The organism is Sulfitobacter sp. HNIBRBA3233 (assembly GCF_040149665.1).
GTDB classification, from domain to species: Bacteria; Pseudomonadota; Alphaproteobacteria; order Rhodobacterales; family Rhodobacteraceae; genus Sulfitobacter; species Sulfitobacter marinivivus.
The window spans coordinates 1,901,238-1,916,268 of the sequence record NZ_JBEFLP010000001.1; the positions used below are offsets into that span (position 1 = coordinate 1,901,238).

At 65.0% G+C, this 15,031-nt stretch carries 20 protein-coding genes; 8 read left to right on the top strand and 12 right to left on the bottom strand.

From position 1 onward, the window contains the following. Positions 1-7: 7 nt before the first annotated feature. From era to folK, 9 genes are all read right to left on the bottom strand, one after another. Positions 8-916 carry a GTPase Era gene (gene era, locus ABMC89_RS09280; RefSeq protein ID WP_349567460.1) on the bottom strand — a complete coding sequence of 303 codons (909 nt, stop codon included), beginning with the start codon at positions 914-916 and terminating at the stop codon, positions 8-10. After that, on the bottom strand, positions 913-1,599 hold the full coding sequence (rnc, locus tag ABMC89_RS09285) for a ribonuclease III (protein ID WP_349567462.1): 687 nt from the start codon (positions 1,597-1,599) through the stop codon (positions 913-915). The genes era and rnc overlap by 4 nt, the downstream gene beginning before the upstream one ends. Continuing rightward, on the bottom strand, positions 1,596-2,432 hold the full coding sequence (lepB, locus tag ABMC89_RS09290) for a signal peptidase I (RefSeq protein ID WP_349567464.1): 837 nt from the start codon (positions 2,430-2,432) through the stop codon (positions 1,596-1,598). Before lepB ends, rnc begins: the two co-directional genes overlap by 4 nt. 64 nt (positions 2,433-2,496) lie before the next feature. Beyond that, positions 2,497-2,910, bottom strand: coding sequence for a holo-ACP synthase (gene acpS / locus ABMC89_RS09295; RefSeq protein WP_349567466.1), 414 nt, complete (start codon positions 2,908-2,910; stop codon positions 2,497-2,499). 12 nt (positions 2,911-2,922) lie between these two features. Further along, positions 2,923-3,678: a pyridoxine 5'-phosphate synthase gene (locus ABMC89_RS09300; protein ID WP_349567468.1), complete on the bottom strand. Its 756-nt coding sequence runs from the start codon at positions 3,676-3,678 to the stop codon at positions 2,923-2,925. Further along, entirely contained in the window at positions 3,671-4,357 is a 687-nt protein-coding gene (locus ABMC89_RS09305) for a DUF2062 domain-containing protein (protein WP_349567470.1), read from the bottom strand. The genes ABMC89_RS09300 and ABMC89_RS09305 overlap by 8 nt, the downstream gene beginning before the upstream one ends. Continuing rightward, positions 4,354-6,507, bottom strand: a complete 2,154-nt coding sequence (locus ABMC89_RS09310) for a RelA/SpoT family protein (RefSeq protein ID WP_349567472.1) — start codon at positions 6,505-6,507, stop codon at positions 4,354-4,356. Before ABMC89_RS09310 ends, ABMC89_RS09305 begins: the two co-directional genes overlap by 4 nt. Positions 6,508-6,554: 47 nt before the next feature. Beyond that, the gene (gene rpoZ / locus ABMC89_RS09315) at positions 6,555-6,908 is read right to left on the bottom strand and encodes a DNA-directed RNA polymerase subunit omega (RefSeq protein WP_349567474.1); all 354 of its coding nucleotides are present in this window, start codon (positions 6,906-6,908) and stop codon (positions 6,555-6,557) included. 70 nt (positions 6,909-6,978) lie between these two features. After that, the gene (gene folK / locus ABMC89_RS09320) at positions 6,979-7,539 is read right to left on the bottom strand and encodes a 2-amino-4-hydroxy-6-hydroxymethyldihydropteridine diphosphokinase (protein ID WP_349567476.1); all 561 of its coding nucleotides are present in this window, start codon (positions 7,537-7,539) and stop codon (positions 6,979-6,981) included. Between the two features lie 159 nt (positions 7,540-7,698). Here folK and ABMC89_RS09325 point away from each other — a divergent pair, with 159 nt between their 5' ends. The 3 genes from ABMC89_RS09325 (at position 7,699) to ispH (ending at position 10,290) form a co-directional block, all read left to right on the top strand. Beyond that, the gene (locus ABMC89_RS09325; RefSeq protein WP_349567478.1) at positions 7,699-8,256 is read left to right on the top strand and encodes a LabA-like NYN domain-containing protein; all 558 of its coding nucleotides are present in this window, start codon (positions 7,699-7,701) and stop codon (positions 8,254-8,256) included. A gap of 202 nt (positions 8,257-8,458) precedes the next feature. After that, positions 8,459-9,217, top strand: coding sequence for a helix-turn-helix transcriptional regulator (locus ABMC89_RS09330; protein ID WP_349567480.1), 759 nt, complete (start codon positions 8,459-8,461; stop codon positions 9,215-9,217). 122 nt (positions 9,218-9,339) lie between these two features. After that, positions 9,340-10,290 (top strand): 4-hydroxy-3-methylbut-2-enyl diphosphate reductase, encoded by a 951-nt coding sequence (ispH, locus tag ABMC89_RS09335; RefSeq protein WP_349567482.1) that lies wholly within the window; start codon positions 9,340-9,342, stop codon positions 10,288-10,290. A gap of 11 nt (positions 10,291-10,301) precedes the next feature. Here the strand turns inward: ispH and ABMC89_RS09340 are convergent, their stop codons facing one another. Next, positions 10,302-10,895: a TetR/AcrR family transcriptional regulator gene (locus ABMC89_RS09340; protein ID WP_349567484.1), complete on the bottom strand. Its 594-nt coding sequence runs from the start codon at positions 10,893-10,895 to the stop codon at positions 10,302-10,304. 92 nt (positions 10,896-10,987) lie between these two features. On the opposite strand from ABMC89_RS09340, the gene ABMC89_RS09345 reads away from it, so the two are divergent. The 5 genes from ABMC89_RS09345 (at position 10,988) to ABMC89_RS09365 (ending at position 13,831) form a co-directional block, all read left to right on the top strand. Further along, positions 10,988-11,500, top strand: coding sequence for an anthrone oxygenase family protein (locus ABMC89_RS09345; protein WP_349567486.1), 513 nt, complete (start codon positions 10,988-10,990; stop codon positions 11,498-11,500). 82 nt (positions 11,501-11,582) lie between these two features. After that, entirely contained in the window at positions 11,583-12,197 is a 615-nt protein-coding gene (locus tag ABMC89_RS09350) for a LysE family translocator (protein WP_349567488.1), read from the top strand. 37 nt (positions 12,198-12,234) lie between these two features. Beyond that, entirely contained in the window at positions 12,235-12,687 is a 453-nt protein-coding gene (locus tag ABMC89_RS09355; RefSeq protein WP_349567490.1) for a DUF3429 domain-containing protein, read from the top strand. A 68-nt stretch (positions 12,688-12,755) separates the two neighbouring features. Continuing rightward, positions 12,756-13,211, top strand: coding sequence for a ribonuclease HI (gene rnhA / locus ABMC89_RS09360; RefSeq protein ID WP_349567492.1), 456 nt, complete (start codon positions 12,756-12,758; stop codon positions 13,209-13,211). Next, complete coding sequence (locus tag ABMC89_RS09365; RefSeq protein ID WP_349567494.1) at positions 13,208-13,831, top strand: trimeric intracellular cation channel family protein; 624 nt, start codon at positions 13,208-13,210, stop codon at positions 13,829-13,831. The genes rnhA and ABMC89_RS09365 overlap by 4 nt, the downstream gene beginning before the upstream one ends. A gap of 46 nt (positions 13,832-13,877) precedes the next feature. Here ABMC89_RS09365 and ABMC89_RS09370 read toward each other — a convergent pair whose 3' ends face one another. Further along, on the bottom strand, positions 13,878-14,114 hold the full coding sequence (locus ABMC89_RS09370) for a hypothetical protein (RefSeq protein WP_349567496.1): 237 nt from the start codon (positions 14,112-14,114) through the stop codon (positions 13,878-13,880). 4 nt (positions 14,115-14,118) lie between these two features. After that, the gene (fmt, locus tag ABMC89_RS09375; RefSeq protein WP_349567498.1) at positions 14,119-15,030 is read right to left on the bottom strand and encodes a methionyl-tRNA formyltransferase; all 912 of its coding nucleotides are present in this window, start codon (positions 15,028-15,030) and stop codon (positions 14,119-14,121) included. Position 15,031: the final 1 nt, after the last annotated feature.

A 15,031-nucleotide genomic window follows, 5' to 3' on the forward strand; every position in this document is an offset into this window, starting at 1 on the left:
GCCGGTCTCAACCGTTGCCGTCCTTGAACTCGAGGCCCATCTCGGAGTAGCGCTCGGCCTCTTCCAGCCAGTTCGGCCGCACCTTCACCTGCAGGAACAGATGCACCTTTCGGCCCAGAAACTCGGTCAACTCCTCGCGCGACGCCTTGCTTACCGACTTGATCGTCTCGCCCTTGTGGCCCAGCACGATGCCCTTGTGGCCGTCGCGCATGACATAGACCACCTGATCGATCCGCGCCGATCCGTCCTTGCGCTCTTCCCAGTTCTCCGTCTCCACGGTCAACTGGTAGGGCAGTTCCTGATGCAGCCGCAGGGTCAGCTTCTCGCGGGTCATCTCGGCGGCGATCATGCGCATCGGCAGATCGGCGATCTGGTCCTCGGGATAGAGCCACGGCCCCTCCGGCAACCTGCCCGCCAGCCAGCGGCGCAGATCGTCCACCCCGTAGCCGCGCTCGGCCGAGATCATGAAGGTCTCCTCGAAACCGTAGCGCGCGTTCAGGTTCTCGGTCAGCGCCAGCAGCTTCGGCGCCTCGACGCGGTCGATCTTGTTGATGGCCAGCGCCACGGTCCGGCCCTGCCCGACCTCGGCCAGCCCTTCGAGGATCCGCTCCACCCCTTCGGTCACACCGCGGTGCGCCTCGACCAGCAGCACGATCACATCCGCATCCGATGCCCCGCCCCAGGCGGCGGCGACCATCGCGCGGTCCAGCCGGCGGCGCGGCTGGAACAGGCCGGGCGTGTCGACGAAAACGATCTGCGCGTCGCCTTCCATTGCCACGCCGCGGATGCGCGCGCGGGTGGTCTGCACCTTGTGGGTGACGATCGACACCTTCGCGCCGACCATACGGTTCAGCAGCGTGGACTTGCCCGCGTTGGGCTCTCCGATCAGCGCGACGAATCCTGCGCGTGTGGTCATGGTTCCTGCTCCAGCTGGCTCAGCAGCGTTCTGGCCGCGTCCTGTTCGGCAGCCCGCTTGGCGGGCCCGGTCGCGGCGGCTTCCTCTCCCGTTTCAAGACGGGCGGCAATCGTAAAGACGGGCGCGTGATCGGGCCCGCTGCGTTTCACCAGCACATAGCGCGGCGGTTCCAGACCGCGCGCCTGCGCCCATTCCTGCAAGGCTGTCTTGGCGTCGCGGGCATCTTCCTCGACGCTGCTGATGCGGTCACCCCAGAGCGACAGGATCACCCCGCGGGCCGCGTCGAACCCCGCATCGAGGTATACGGCAGCGATCACCGCCTCCATCGCGTCCCCCAGCAGCGCCTGCTTGCGCCGCCCGCCGGACAGCATCTCGGACCGGCCGAGGCGCAGCACCGCACCGATATCGATCTGGCGCGCGACATCCGCGCAGGCTTCCTTGCGCACCAGCGCGTTGAACCGCGGCGCAAGCTGCCCCTCGGTCGCCCCGCGGTCGTGCGCCAGCAGGGCTTCGGCCATCACCAGCCCCAGCACCCGGTCGCCCAGAAATTCCAGCCGCTGGTTGTCGTCGCGGTTGGGCGTGGACATCGACGAATGGGTGACCGCCTCGTTCAGCAAGGCAGGTCGGGCGAAGCTGTGGCCCAGGCGCTTTTCGAACGCCCTGAGTTCGCCCGACAGCTTCACTTGACCGCTTTGAAGAAACGATCGCCGCGCCATGTCCAGAAGAACAGCATCGACCGCCCGGCAGAGCTGAAGACGATGCGATCCGCACGCCCGATCAGGTTCTCGAAAGGCACGAACCCGACCCCGCCGGCCGTCTGCGCAAGGCGGCTGTCGGCAGAGTTGTCGCGGTTGTCGCCCATGAAGAAATAATGCCCCTCGGGAACCGTATAGACCCCCGTATCGTCCGAAGCCTGCCTGCCGATGTCGAGAACCGCGTAGCTCACACCATTCGGCAGCGTTTCGATGGCGCGGCCCTTGGAACAGGTGCCCCCCTGCCCCACGGCACCGTTGGCACAGCGCGGACGCAGCCCCTGCGGTCCCTGCAGCTCCATCAATTCGTCGAACTGGCCGTCGGCCACCTGCGTGACCTGCTCGCCGTTCAGGGTGACGATCCCGCCGGATACCTGAACCTTGTCGCCGGGCAGCCCGATCAGCCGCTTGATATAGTCGCGCCCCGACACGGGATGGCGGAACACCACCACGTCACCGCGTTCGGGCTGGCTGCCGAACAGGCGCGCATTGTCGCCGTCGAACACGCCGCAGAGCTTCTTGGCGTCCAGATTGATCCCGAACCGTGGCAGAACAACGCTGGGACAGGAGGCATAAGAATAGCCGTAGGCCATCTTGTTGACGAACAGGAAATCGCCGATCAGCAGGGTCTCCTTCATCGACCCCGACGGAATCCAGAAGGGCTGGAAGAACAGCGTGCGGAAAACACCCGCAATCAGCAGCGCGTAGACCACCGTCTTGATGGTCTCGACAATTGCATTGCCCTTCTTTTCGGTCTTGGCCATGGGGCGATCCTCGTTCCGGGGGGAGTGTTGGCTTCAGGCTACATCGCTGCGCCGTGCGGTGGTGTCAAGGTGCGGACCGGTCGCGGGGCCGTGCCTCGATCACGACAAAGGCCTGCGCCCAGGGGTGATCGTCGGTCAGTGTGACGTGGATGATCGCCTCGTGACCCTCTGGTGTCATCGCATCCAGCCGCTCGCGCGCCCAGCCGGTCACCGCCATCACCGGCTGGCCGGTGTGCAGGTTGCTTACCGCCATGTCGCGCCACGCGATCCCCATGCGCAAACCCGTGCCCAGCGCCTTCGAGCACGCCTCTTTCGCGGCCCAGCGCTTGGCATAGGTGCCCGCAACATCGCGCCGGCGCTCTGCCTTGCGCTGCTCTGTCTCGGTGAACACACGGTTGCGAAACCGGTCGCCGAACCGGTCGAGCGTCCCCTGGATCCGCTCGATATTGGCCAGATCGGTGCCGACGCCGAGGATCACGCGCGCGCCCCCTCAGGCATCTGCCCGCGCCTCGTCCATCAGGCGGCGCATTTCCGCGATCGCGGGCTGCAATCCGCGGAAAATCGCCTCTCCGATCAGGAAATGCCCGATGTTCAGCTCCATCAGTTCGGGAAAGGCCGCGACAGGCGACACCGTGTCATAGGTCAGCCCGTGGCCCGCGTGCACTTCCAGCCCCAGATCATGGGCAAAGCGCGACATCTCGCGCAGCCGCTCAAGTTCGGCGTCGCGCGCGTCGGTCCGCCCTTCGGCGTGGGCGTCGCAATAGGCACCGGTGTGCAGTTCGATCACCTCGGCCCCGATGCGGTGCGCAGCCTCGATCTGGCGCTGCTCGGCGGCGATGAAGATCGACACACGGCTGCCCGCCTCGCGCAGCGGCGCGATGAAATGCGCCAGCCGGTTTTCTTCCCGCGCGACCTCAAGCCCGCCTTCGGTGGTGCGCTCCTCGCGTTTTTCCGGCACGATACAGACCGCGTGCGGCTTGTGGCGCAGGGCGATCTTCTGCATCTCGTCGGTGGCCGCCATCTCGAAATTCAGCGGCACCGTCAGAACCTCCATCAGCCCCTCGATATCCGCGTCCGAGATATGGCGACGGTCCTCGCGCAGGTGCGCGGTGATGCCGTCGGCACCGGCTTGCTCGGCGATGCGCGCGGCGCGCAGAGGGTCGGGATAGGCCCCGCCGCGCGCGTTGCGCACGGTCGCCACGTGGTCGATGTTTACGCCGAGGCGCAGTTTACCCTGTTCAGCCATTGGCATTCCCCTTCTTGTCCTTCGCGCCCGCACGTTTCTTTTCCTCGGCCTTGGCCGCCGTCTTGGCCTTCAGCGCCTCGAACTTCGCCTTGATCATGCCGCGCCTGCGTTTCTGGTAGGCGCGCAGGACCGGCACCATCAGATAATAGGCCACGGTGGCAAAGAAGATACCGGGCACAATGCCGCCGATAAGATAGGGATAGAACACATCGCGCGAGAAGATCGCCAGCCCCGACCAATCCATCTGCGCATCGGTGAAGATCGCGATGACATTGTGCCAAAGGTCACTGCCCGCATCCGAAAACTTGCGGCTCAGCGCGCGCAGCTCGCCCTCGTCGAGCTCGTTGCCCAGGATCCAGTGGCCCGATTTCAGCGATGCCAGCGCGATGAACACGAACGTCAGCGGGTTGCCGACAAAAGTCGCCATCAGGGACGCGACGATATTGCCCTTCATCAGCTTCGCCAACAGCGCCGCGAAAACAAAATGCAGCCCAAAAAGCGGCGAGAACGTCACGAAAACCCCCGCCCAGATGCCACGCGCGATACGCTCGGGGCTGTCGGGCAGACGCCGCATCCGGTGCTTGACGTAGTGGAACGCGCGCGTCCAGCCGCCGCGCGGCCACAAGAACTCGGCCACCGACCGCAGCAGGGGTTTGGGATCGCGCCGCTTGAAAATCACGGCGTCACCTTCGCGGGATCGGGCCGCGACTGCGTCGTTCCGCGGTCACGGTGACGCGAGATCTGCGCCACGTCGCTGTCTGCCTCCAGCGTCATCATCAGCCGGTGCAGATGCGAGGCATCGCGGAACTCGATCCGCATCAACAGGCGGAAGAAATCGGGTTTGCGTTCGATAAAGGTCAGATCGGCGATATTGGCGTCCGCCTCCCCGATCAGCGTACAGATCCGGCCCAGAACGCCACGGTCGTTGCCGATCGTCAGGTCCAGCGTGGCATCATAGACGGTCGGGTGGCTGCCGTCATGCCAGCGCAGGTCCAGCCAGCGCTCGGGCTGGTCTTCGTAAGCGCTCAGCTTGTCGCAATCGATGGCGTGCAGGGTCACCCCCTTGCCGCGAAAGGTAATGCCCACGATCCGCTCGCCCGGCAGCGGCTCGCAACAGGCGGCGCGGTCAAACGACTGCCCGGGCTCCAGACCGATCACCGCGCGCTTGCGGTCGATGGCGTCGCCCTCGCGGCCACGCAGATCGGGATAGACCGCCTCGACCACTTCGCGACCGGTCAACTCGGCACTGCCCAGCTTTTCCATCAGGGTGTCGGTGTCTTTCAGACGCATGTTGCGCGCCACGGTTTGCAAGACCTTGTCGGTGGCGCGCTTGCCCACATGCTCAAAGGCGGAGCGGGCCAGTTCATGGCCCAGCTTGATGAACCGCTCGCGATCGAGTTCGCGCAGCGACCGCCGCACGGCGGTCTTGGCCTTGCCGGTGGTCGCAATGTCCAGCCACGTCGCCTGCGGCGTCTGGCCCTCGGCGGTGATGATCTCGACCGACTGGCCGTTCTTCAGCCGCGTCCACAGCGGCACGCGCAGCCCGTCGACCTTCGCCCCCACACAGGCCGATCCGATGCGGGTGTGGATCGCGTAGGCGAAATCAATCGGCGTCGCCCCGCGCGGCAGCTTGATCACCTCGCCCTTCGGCGTGAAACAGAACACCTTGTCGGTGTACATCTCCAGCTTCACCGCCTCGAGAAAGCTTTCGTGATCTTCCTCGGCGTCGAACTGTTCGGTGAGCGTGCTGATCCACTTGACCGGATCGACCGCGAAGGGGTTCTCCGACCGCACGCCGTCACGGTACGACCAATGGGCGGCCACACCCGATTCGGCCACGTCGTGCATCTGGCGCGTGCGGATCTGCACCTCTACCCGTTTGCCGTCGCGCCCCGACACGGTGGTGTGGATCGACCGGTAGCCGTTGGATTTCGGCTGGCTGATGTAATCCTTGAACCGCCCCGGCACCGCGCGCCAGCGCTGGTGGATCGCGCCCAGCGTGCGATAGCAATCCTCCTCGGACCCCACGATGATGCGGAAGCCGTAGATATCCGACAACCGCGAGAAGGATTGCTCCTTTTCCTCCATCTTGCGCCAGATCGAATAGGGCTTCTTGGCGCGGCCGAAAACCTCGGCCTCGATGCCGGCCTTGCCCAACTCCTTGCGCATGTCGTTGGTGATCCGCTGGATCACATCGCCGGTCTCGCGCTGGAGCGTGATGAACCGGCGGATGATCGACGCCCGCGCATCGGGGTTGAGCACGCGGAACGCCAGATCCTCAAGCTCCTCGCGCATCCACTGCATGCCCATCCGGCCCGCCAGAGGCGCGAAAATATCCATCGTCTCGCGGGCTTTCTGGGCCTGCTTCTCGAAGCGCATCGCCTTGATCGTGCGCATGTTGTGCAGCCGGTCCGCCAGCTTGACCAGAATCACCCGCAGGTCTTTCGACATGGCCATGAACAGCTTGCGGAAATTCTCCGCCTGCTTGGTCTCTGTCGAGGTCAGTTGCAGGTTGGTCAGCTTGGTCACCCCGTCGACCAGTTCGGCCACTTCGGTGCCGAACTTCGCCTCGACCTCCGAATAGGAGGCGGGGGTATCTTCGATCGTGTCATGCAGAAGCGCGGTGATGATCGTCGCATCGTCCAGTTGCTGCTGGGCCAGAATGGCGGCCACGGCAACGGGATGCGTGAAATAGGGCTCGCCCGAGTGGCGCGTCTGCCCCTCGTGCATGCGCTCGCCATACTCGTAGGCGCAGCGCAGAAGTTTCGCGTTCGTTTTGGGGTTAAACCCTTTGACGAGTGAGATCAGGTCGTCGGCAGTCGTCGTCATTGTCTGCCTCTAAAACCCGGCGGTCGGGACAGAATATCCCGCTGCGATCACCCCTGCCCTTGTGCAGCCATCAGCTGCCGCAAAAGCATCTCTTCGGACATGCTGTCTTCTTCCGGCTTGTCCTGCTCGGCACCCATCAGAAGCGCCATTGCGTCTTCTTCTGGCTCGTCCACCTCGATCTGGGTCTGGTTCGATTCGATCAGACGCTCGCGAAGATCCTCGGCCGATTGTGTCTCTTCCGCGATCTCGCGCAGGGACACGACGGGGTTCTTGTCGTTGTCGCGGTCCACTGTCACAGGCGATCCCGCCGAAATCTCGCGGGCCCGATGCGCGGCAAGCATCACCAGCTCGAACCGGTTCGGGACTTTATCAACGCAATCTTCGACTGTGACGCGGGCCATTGGACACTCCAATTAAATAACTGTCAGAGTGTGGTATCTAGGTCGCTTCGCCCTGATTTACAAGCAGGTATTAAAGGGCGACCACCGCCGCGCGCTCCGCTTGCGGCAGGGCATCGTGCATCTCGCGCACGGTCCGGCCAAGCAGCGGATGACGCCAGTCCGGCGCGACCTCCAGCAGCGGCACCAGCACGAAGGCACGGTCCTGCATCCGCGGGTGCGGGACGATCAGCCGGTCGGGCACGCGCGTCTGTTGTGCACGGACAGGCAGGTCCCGCCACATCTGGTGGGTGGCCGGGTCCGGCAGCACCCGTTCGCCCGCTGCCAGCAAATCCAGATCCAGCGTCCGCGCGCCCCAGCGGGTGCGCCGCTCGCGGCCCTGCTCGGCCTCTGTCTCGTGCAGCAGCGCCATGATTTTTGCAGGATCATCCGGCCCCTCGACCACAGCCGCCGCATTGACGAAATCCGGCCCGCTGCCTTCTGGAAAGGCCGGCGTGCGGAAAAACCGGCTACAGGCCCGAATCAACAGGCCTTTCCCCTCCAGTGACCGGATCGCGGCGCCTAGAATTTCGGCCGGTTCCGCATCCTCCCTACGCAGATTTCCGCCCATCGCAATCAGGTATTCAGCCGCCAAATCATCGGTCCTTTGTTACTTTTCCCCGCGTTTCGCTCTTGCGACCCGCTGCATTTTCCTTAGACGTGACTTTCTGTAGCGCGGTCGGCTATCCTGACTGTAATTTGAGTCAATGCATTTTGGCCAGCGACACAGGACACGTTGGCTTAGGAGAATGTGATGTTTTACAAAGACGAGCGTCTGGCGCTCTTCATCGACGGCTCAAACCTTTATGCCGCCGCCAAAACCCTCGGATTTGACATCGACTACAAGCTGCTCAGGCAGGAATTCATGCGCCGTGGCAAACTGCTGCGCGCTTTCTACTACACCGCCCTGCTTGAAAACGACGAATACTCCCCGATCCGCCCGCTGGTCGACTGGCTGCATTACAACGGCTTCTCGATGGTGACCAAGCCCGCGAAGGAATACACCGACAGCATGGGCCGCCGGAAGGTGAAGGGGAACATGGACATCGAACTGGCCGTCGATGCGATGGAACTTGCCCCGCGCGTCGATCACATCGTGATTTTCTCCGGCGACGGCGATTTCCGTCCGCTGGTCGAATCCCTCCAGCGTCAGGGCGTGCGCGTTTCGGTTGTCTCGACCATCCGCAGCCAGCCTCCGATGATCTCCGACGATCTGCGACGTCAGGCCGATAACTTCATCGAACTCGACGATCTGCGCGATGTGGTGGGCCGCCCGCCACGCGATCCCGCGCAAACCCGCAGCGAAGACTGATCCGCTCCGCGCCACCCACGTTTAGCCGTTGCAAAAAAATCACTCCAACGCGCCCGAAAGCGCGCCGGAGTGTCCGCGTCATTGAAATGGCGGGCGAGTATCCCACACGCTCGACACGTGCTGCCCTTGCGTAAATCTAACCAAGCAGTCAAAAGTTTTCTCCCCCCTGAATAGGGGGGCCGTACAGGAAATCTGTCGTTTCATGTTGTTCGACCACGCAGCCCGGCTTGAGAAGATCGAAGATATCGACGCACTCTGGGCAGAGATGCTCAGTGTGTTCGGCACGGCAGGGATCGACCACGTTGTCTATCTCAGCGTCGCCAATGATTTCTCCGACGTCTTCGCCCGCGCCACGATCGAGGACCTCTACTCAGACCGGCCCGCCGCCGAGGATCCTTTCCTGCAGTATTGCTGCGACAGCTACGATGTGATCCTCGCGGGCGCGGCACATATCGACCGCCACCCCTATGTCTCGGACGAGGAACGCGCCTTCATCGAACGCGCCGCGCGCTTTGGCCTGAATGCCGCGCTCGCCATTCCCATGCGCCTCAAGGGGGCGCGCCGTTTCGGCGGTTTCATCATCGGCAACGGCCAGACGCAGGCCCAGTTCCGCACGAAAATCCTGCCCCGCGCCGAGGAACTGCGGCTGTTCTGCATGATCGTGCACCGCCGTATCGAAGAACTGATCGCGCCCGAGTCGATCCGTCAGGATCCCGACGTGCGCCCCGGTCTGGTGGACCGCAAGCTGCCCGACGCCTTCGACAAGCTCACCCCGCGCGAGACCGAGGTCATCATGCTGCTGTCACAGGGCAAGACCCGCGCCGAAAGCGCGCGGTTGTGCGGGATCTCGATCCATACGCTGTCGGACTATGCCAAGGCAGGGTATCGCAAGCTTGGCGTATCGAACGCCGCAGGGGCCGCGGCGCTGATGATCCCGCCCCCCGAAATCCGCAGCAAATAGGGGCCGGCGCTGGACCTCGGCGGCAGGGCTGATTAAGTGCCCCAAAGGCCCCTATTCGCCGCTTGCAGTTTGTCGCGGCAGACGAAAAGCTGGCGACACCGGCCAGCACGACGGAGTTGACGATGACCAAACCGCCCCTCACCCTCTACCTCGCCGCCCCGCGCGGCTTCTGCGCGGGCGTGGACCGCGCGATCAAGATCGTGGAAATGGCGCTCGAGAAATGGGGGGCCCCCGTCTACGTCCGCCACGAGATCGTGCACAACAAATTCGTCGTGGACGGGTTGCGCGACAAGGGCGCCGTGTTCGTCGAGGAACTGTCGGAATGCCCCGATGACCGGCCGGTGATCTTCTCGGCCCACGGGGTGCCCAAATCCGTCCCGAACGCCGCACAGGCGCGCAACATGATCTACGTCGATGCCACCTGCCCCCTGGTCAGCAAGGTCCATATCGAGGCACAGCGCCACGCCGACAACGGCCTTCAGATGATCATGATCGGTCACGCCGGCCACCCCGAAACCATCGGCACCATGGGCCAGCTTCCCGAAGGCGATGTATTGCTCGTCGAAACCCCGCAGGACGTGGCCACGCTGGACGTGCGCGATCCTGACCGGCTGGCCTATGTCACGCAGACCACGCTCAGCGTCGACGATACCGCCGACATCGTGACCGCCCTGCAAAACCGGTTTCCGGCCATCGTCGGCCCCCACAAGGAAGACATCTGCTACGCCACCACGAACCGGCAGGAAGCGGTCAAGGCGATGGCCCCCAAATGCGACGCCATGCTGGTCGTGGGCGCGCCGAATTCATCGAATTCCAAACGCCTCGTCGAGGTCGGCGCCCGCGCCGGCTGCGCCTACGCGCAGCTTGTCCAGCGCGCGGAGGATATCGACTGGCGCGCGCTCGACGGGATCACCAGCATCGGCATCACCGCAGGCGCCTCCGCGCCCGAAGTGCTCATCAACGAGGTCATAGACGCCTTTGCCGACCGCTTCGACATGACGACGGAACTGGTGGAAACCGCGGTCGAGAACGTGGAATTCAAGGTGCCGCGGGTCCTGCGTCAGGCGGGCTGAGAGCCGCCGGTTTAACCACGCTCCAGCAGTGCGAAAAACGCGGCAAGCGCGCGGTCGCTGCGCGCCTTTACCCACGCGGGCGTCGGCACCGGCTGCACGCCGATCACCCGCTTTATCTGGCTGTCCCCGATCAGCAGGCTGACAAACAGATCCGTCAGCGCCGGCAGATCTGTCGTGTCTGGTGGCCCCAGCCGCGCCATCACCTGCCCGATGAGCGGCTGGATCACCTCGCGCCCGCCAGCCGAAATCGCCATGCCCAGTTCCCCCGACGGGTCAGCCGCCGCCGCGCGGTTCAGCAAGACAGCGCGCTCTCCCAGCAGCATCGACAACAGCAGCGGCGCGATGGTCCGCAGCGTATGGCGCGGCGCGTCCCCCTGCTCGATCGCGGCCTCCAACCTGCGCCGGATGTCTGCGGCGTTGTCGCGCACCAGCGCCTCGAAGAGACCGCGCTTGTCACCGTACCACCGGTAGAGGGTCTCGTTCGACGCTTTCGCCGAGCGCGCGATGCTCAGCATCGACGCGCCGTCGTAGCCCTTTTCGGCCAGCAAGCCGTAGGCCGCCGCTGCAATCGCTTCGTGTCGCTTCTGCTTCTTGTCGCCCTGCATGACGCGCTCCGATTTTTTTCTTGCCCGAATCCGTACACATCGTTACGCCTTAGGTAAATCCGTAACGATGTGTACGCTTTTGGAGACCCCTCATGCACCGCACAGCCCAGGCACTCATCCTCTTGTCGCTCCTGCTCAGCGCGGCGATCTTCGGCTTCTTCTACGCTTGGGTCTGCTCGACGATGTGGGGGCTCGACAATGCCGATCCGCGTGTCGCGATTGCCGCGATGCAGGCGATGAACGCCTCGGTCCGCAACGCGGTCTTCGCGCCCGCGTTCTTCGCAACCCCGGTCGTTCTGGCGTTGACCGCGGCACTCCTGCGCAAACAGGGGTTTACGCCCAGCGCCGTCCTCTTCGCGCTCGGCGCCACCGTCTATCTGTGTTTCGGCCTGATCCTGACGATGCTGGTCAACGTGCCGATGAACGAAGCGCTGGCCATGCAACCCGTTCCGGCCACAGCCGAAGCGGCCGAGAGTATCTGGCAGGGCTACTCGACCCGATGGCAGCTGTGGAACCAGATCCGAACCGTCGCCTCTGGCGTCTCCTTCCTTCTCACCACCTGCGGTTTGCTGGCCCTGCCCCGCACCGCGCCCGCTGCGGCCTGACCGGCTAGTCCTGCCGCATTCACGCTTCACAGGTACCGCCAACACGGCATAGCCTTCAGACACCCCAAACCAGAGGTCCAGAATGATCACAGTCCAATTCCTCCTGACCGCCCTCGTGGTGGTCATCGCTCCCGGCACCGGCGTCATCTACACGATTGCGCTGGGCCTCGGTCAGGGCAGGCAGGCGGCACTCTGGGCCGCGCTGGGCTGCACCTTCGGCATCGTGCCACACCTCGCCGCGGCCACGCTGGGCCTCGCGGCGGTGCTGCACACCTCGGCGCTGCTGTTCACGGCGGTCAAATGGGCGGGCGTGTCCTATCTGCTCTATCTCGCGTGGCAGACGCTGCGATCGGGTGGCGCGCTGAATGTGAACGCCGCACGAACCACGCAGGCGGGGTGGACCGTCGCGCGGCGCGGCGCGCTGATCAACATCCTCAACCCCAAGCTCTCGATCTTCTTTCTGGCGCTTCTGCCGCCGTTCCTCTCCGGCAACGCGGCCACGGCAACGGCAGAGATGGCAGTGCTGGGCGCGGTCTTCATGGGGCTGACCTTCGCCATCTTCGTCCTCTACGGCATCTTCGCCGCAGCCGCGCGGCGCTGGCTGCTGGGGTCGCGGCGCGTGATGACCTGGCTCAACCGCTCGTTTGCCGCGATCTTCGCAGCCCTCGCTGGCCGGTTGGCACTCGAACGCGCCTGAGCTACCTCTGCCCCATCACCGCAGACGGAGACCGACCATGCCCCCCATTCCCCGCGCGCCGCTCTTGCTCGGCCTCGCCGGCCTTCTTCCCTTCATCTGGGGGGCGGCCACGGTTCTGTCGCCCGCACTGGCGGACATGGGCCTTGCCTGGCTCGGGTCGCGGTTCATCGGCCCCTACGTGCAGCTTTTCTACGGCGCGGTGATCCTTTCGTTCATGTCCGGCGTGCTCTGGGGCTTCGCTACGAAGACGACCGGCACCCGCGCCGCCATGGGCTACGCGCTCTCGACGGTGCCTGCCCTCTGGGCCTTCTTCATGACGGGCTCGGGCCCCACCTCCGCCAGCCTCAACCTGATGATCGGCTTTGCGGGGCTCTTGCTGCTCGACATCGCCTTCTGGAGCTGGGGCCTCGCCCCGCGCTGGTGGATGTCGCTGCGGCTCTTGCTGACGGCCATCGTGCTCGCCTGCCTGTCGGTCACCGCCTTTTTCTGACCGCGCGCGCCCCGGCCCGCGAAAAAGGCTGGACGTTCCCCCCGTCCATTGGATACCCCTCGCCGCAGATGCCTGAACTTTTCGCATATACAGACGGTGCCTGCAGCGGCAATCCCGGCCCCGGCGGCTGGGGGGCGCTCATGCAGGCGCGCGACGGCGACACCGTGGTAAAGGAACGCGAGCTCAAGGGCGGCGAGGCCAACACCACCAACAACCGAATGGAACTGATGGCCGCGATCTCGGCGCTCGAGGCGCTCGACCGCGACACAAAGATCACGATCGTCACCGACAGCAACTACGTCAAGAACGGCATCACCGGCTGGATCCACGGCTGGAAAAAGAACGGCTGGAAGAACGCCGCGAAAAAGCCGGTCAAGAATGCCGAACTCTGGCAACGCCTCGATGCCGCCAACGCGCGGCACAAGGTCACGTGGGAGTGGGTCAAGGGACACGCAGGCCACCCCGAAAACGAACGCGCGGACGAACTCGCCCGTGCGGGCATGGCCCCCTACAAACGCAAATGACCCTCGTTGCCCTGCTCGATTATGCCTCGGTGATCGTCTTCGCCATCACCGGAGCCTTGGTGGCAAGCCGCGCCCAGCTCGATCTGGTAGGCTTTGCCTTCATCGCCTGCCTGACGGCAGTGGGCGGCGGCACCATCCGCGACGTCCTGCTGGATCGAAACCCGATATTCTGGATCGCGGCGCCTGGCTACCTCGGTGCGGCATGCGCTGTGGCACTGGTCATCTTCTTCACCGCGCATCTGGTCGAAAGCCGCATGCGCGCGATCATCTGGCTCGACAGCCTCGCATTGGCCGTGGCGGTGGCGGCGGGCGCGGGGGTGGCTCTGGCACTGGTCCACGCCACACCGATCGTGATCCTGATGGGCATGATCACCGGCTGCATGGGCGGGCTGATGCGCGACGTGGTGGTGGGCGAAGTCCCTCTGGTTCTCAAACAGGGCGAACTCTACGTCACCGCCGCCTTCGCAGGCGCCGCCGCCGCCGCCGTGGCGGCACCGCATGTGCCGGATATGTCGGTCGCCCTGCTGATCGGCGCCGCCGTCACCTGGGTGCTGCGCGCCGGATCGATCCTCTTCGGCTGGCACCTGCCCGTCTACAAAAGCCGCCCGCCCCGCGTCTGAGGCGCCACGGCCCGCTTCTCCATTTTGCCAATAAACTCGAATCCCGTCATCGCCGCCAGTGGAACGGCACGATGATCAGCGCCCCGATCGAGGACGCGATGGCATTCAGCCCCGGCGACGCGAACCCGAAACCGAACATCAGCCGCACAAAGTAGAAGACGAAGGCGCCGCCCACGCAGATGATGATGCTCTGCAGGATGCCGTTTCGGGTCCAGCCCGTCTTTTCGGACAGGTAGCCGACGATGCCCGCGATCACCACGGTTCCGATCATGGTGGGAAACATTGCGCTATCCTTCCAGAACAACGCCCGGCGCGATCTGCGCACCGCGCTGGAATGTCTCTGCATCCTGCGCAGCCTTGCCCGCCCGTTGCAACCGCGTCAGCGCCACCGCGCCCTCGCCGCAGGCGACATGCAGCGCCGGGTCCAGCACCTCGCCGGGACGGCCCGCCCCCTCGACCACGCGCGATCCCAGCGCCTTGACACGCGCGCCGCCCAGCACGAACCAGGCTCCGGGAAACGGCGACAGCCCGCGGATCAACCGGTCAACCTGCGCCGCGGGGCGTGTCCAGTCTATCCGCGCCTCGGCCTTGTCGATCTTGTCGGCGTAGGTCACACCCTCCTCGGGCTGCGGCTCGGCGCTCAGCCTATCGAGACGCCCCAGCGCCTCGACCACCGCCGCAGCACCCATCTCGCTCAGCCGGTCGTGCAGTTCTGCCGTGGTCTCGCTCGGCCCGATATCGGTTTCGCGGCGCAGCAGCACGGGCCCGGTGTCCAGCCCCGCCTCCATCTGCATGATGCACACGCCCGTGCGGGTATCTCCGGCCATGATCGCGCGGTGGATGGGCGCCGCCCCGCGCCAGCGCGGCAGAAGGCTGGCGTGGATGTTCAGACAACCGTGGCGCGGCGTGTCCAGTATCGCCTGCGGCAGGATCAGCCCGTAGGCCACCACCACCGCGATATCGGGCCTCAGCGCCGCGAATTCCGCCTGCACCCCTGCGGTGCGCAGGGTGACCGGCGTGCGCACCTCAAGCCCCAGCTCCAGGGCCCGCGCATGGACCGGGCCGGGCCGCTCTTTCCTGCCGCGGCCCGCCGGGCGGGGCGGCTGCGAATAGACGCAGACGACATCGTGACCGGCCGCCACAAGGGCCTCCAGCACCGGCACCGAGAAATCGGGCGTTCCCATGAAAACAATCCGCATC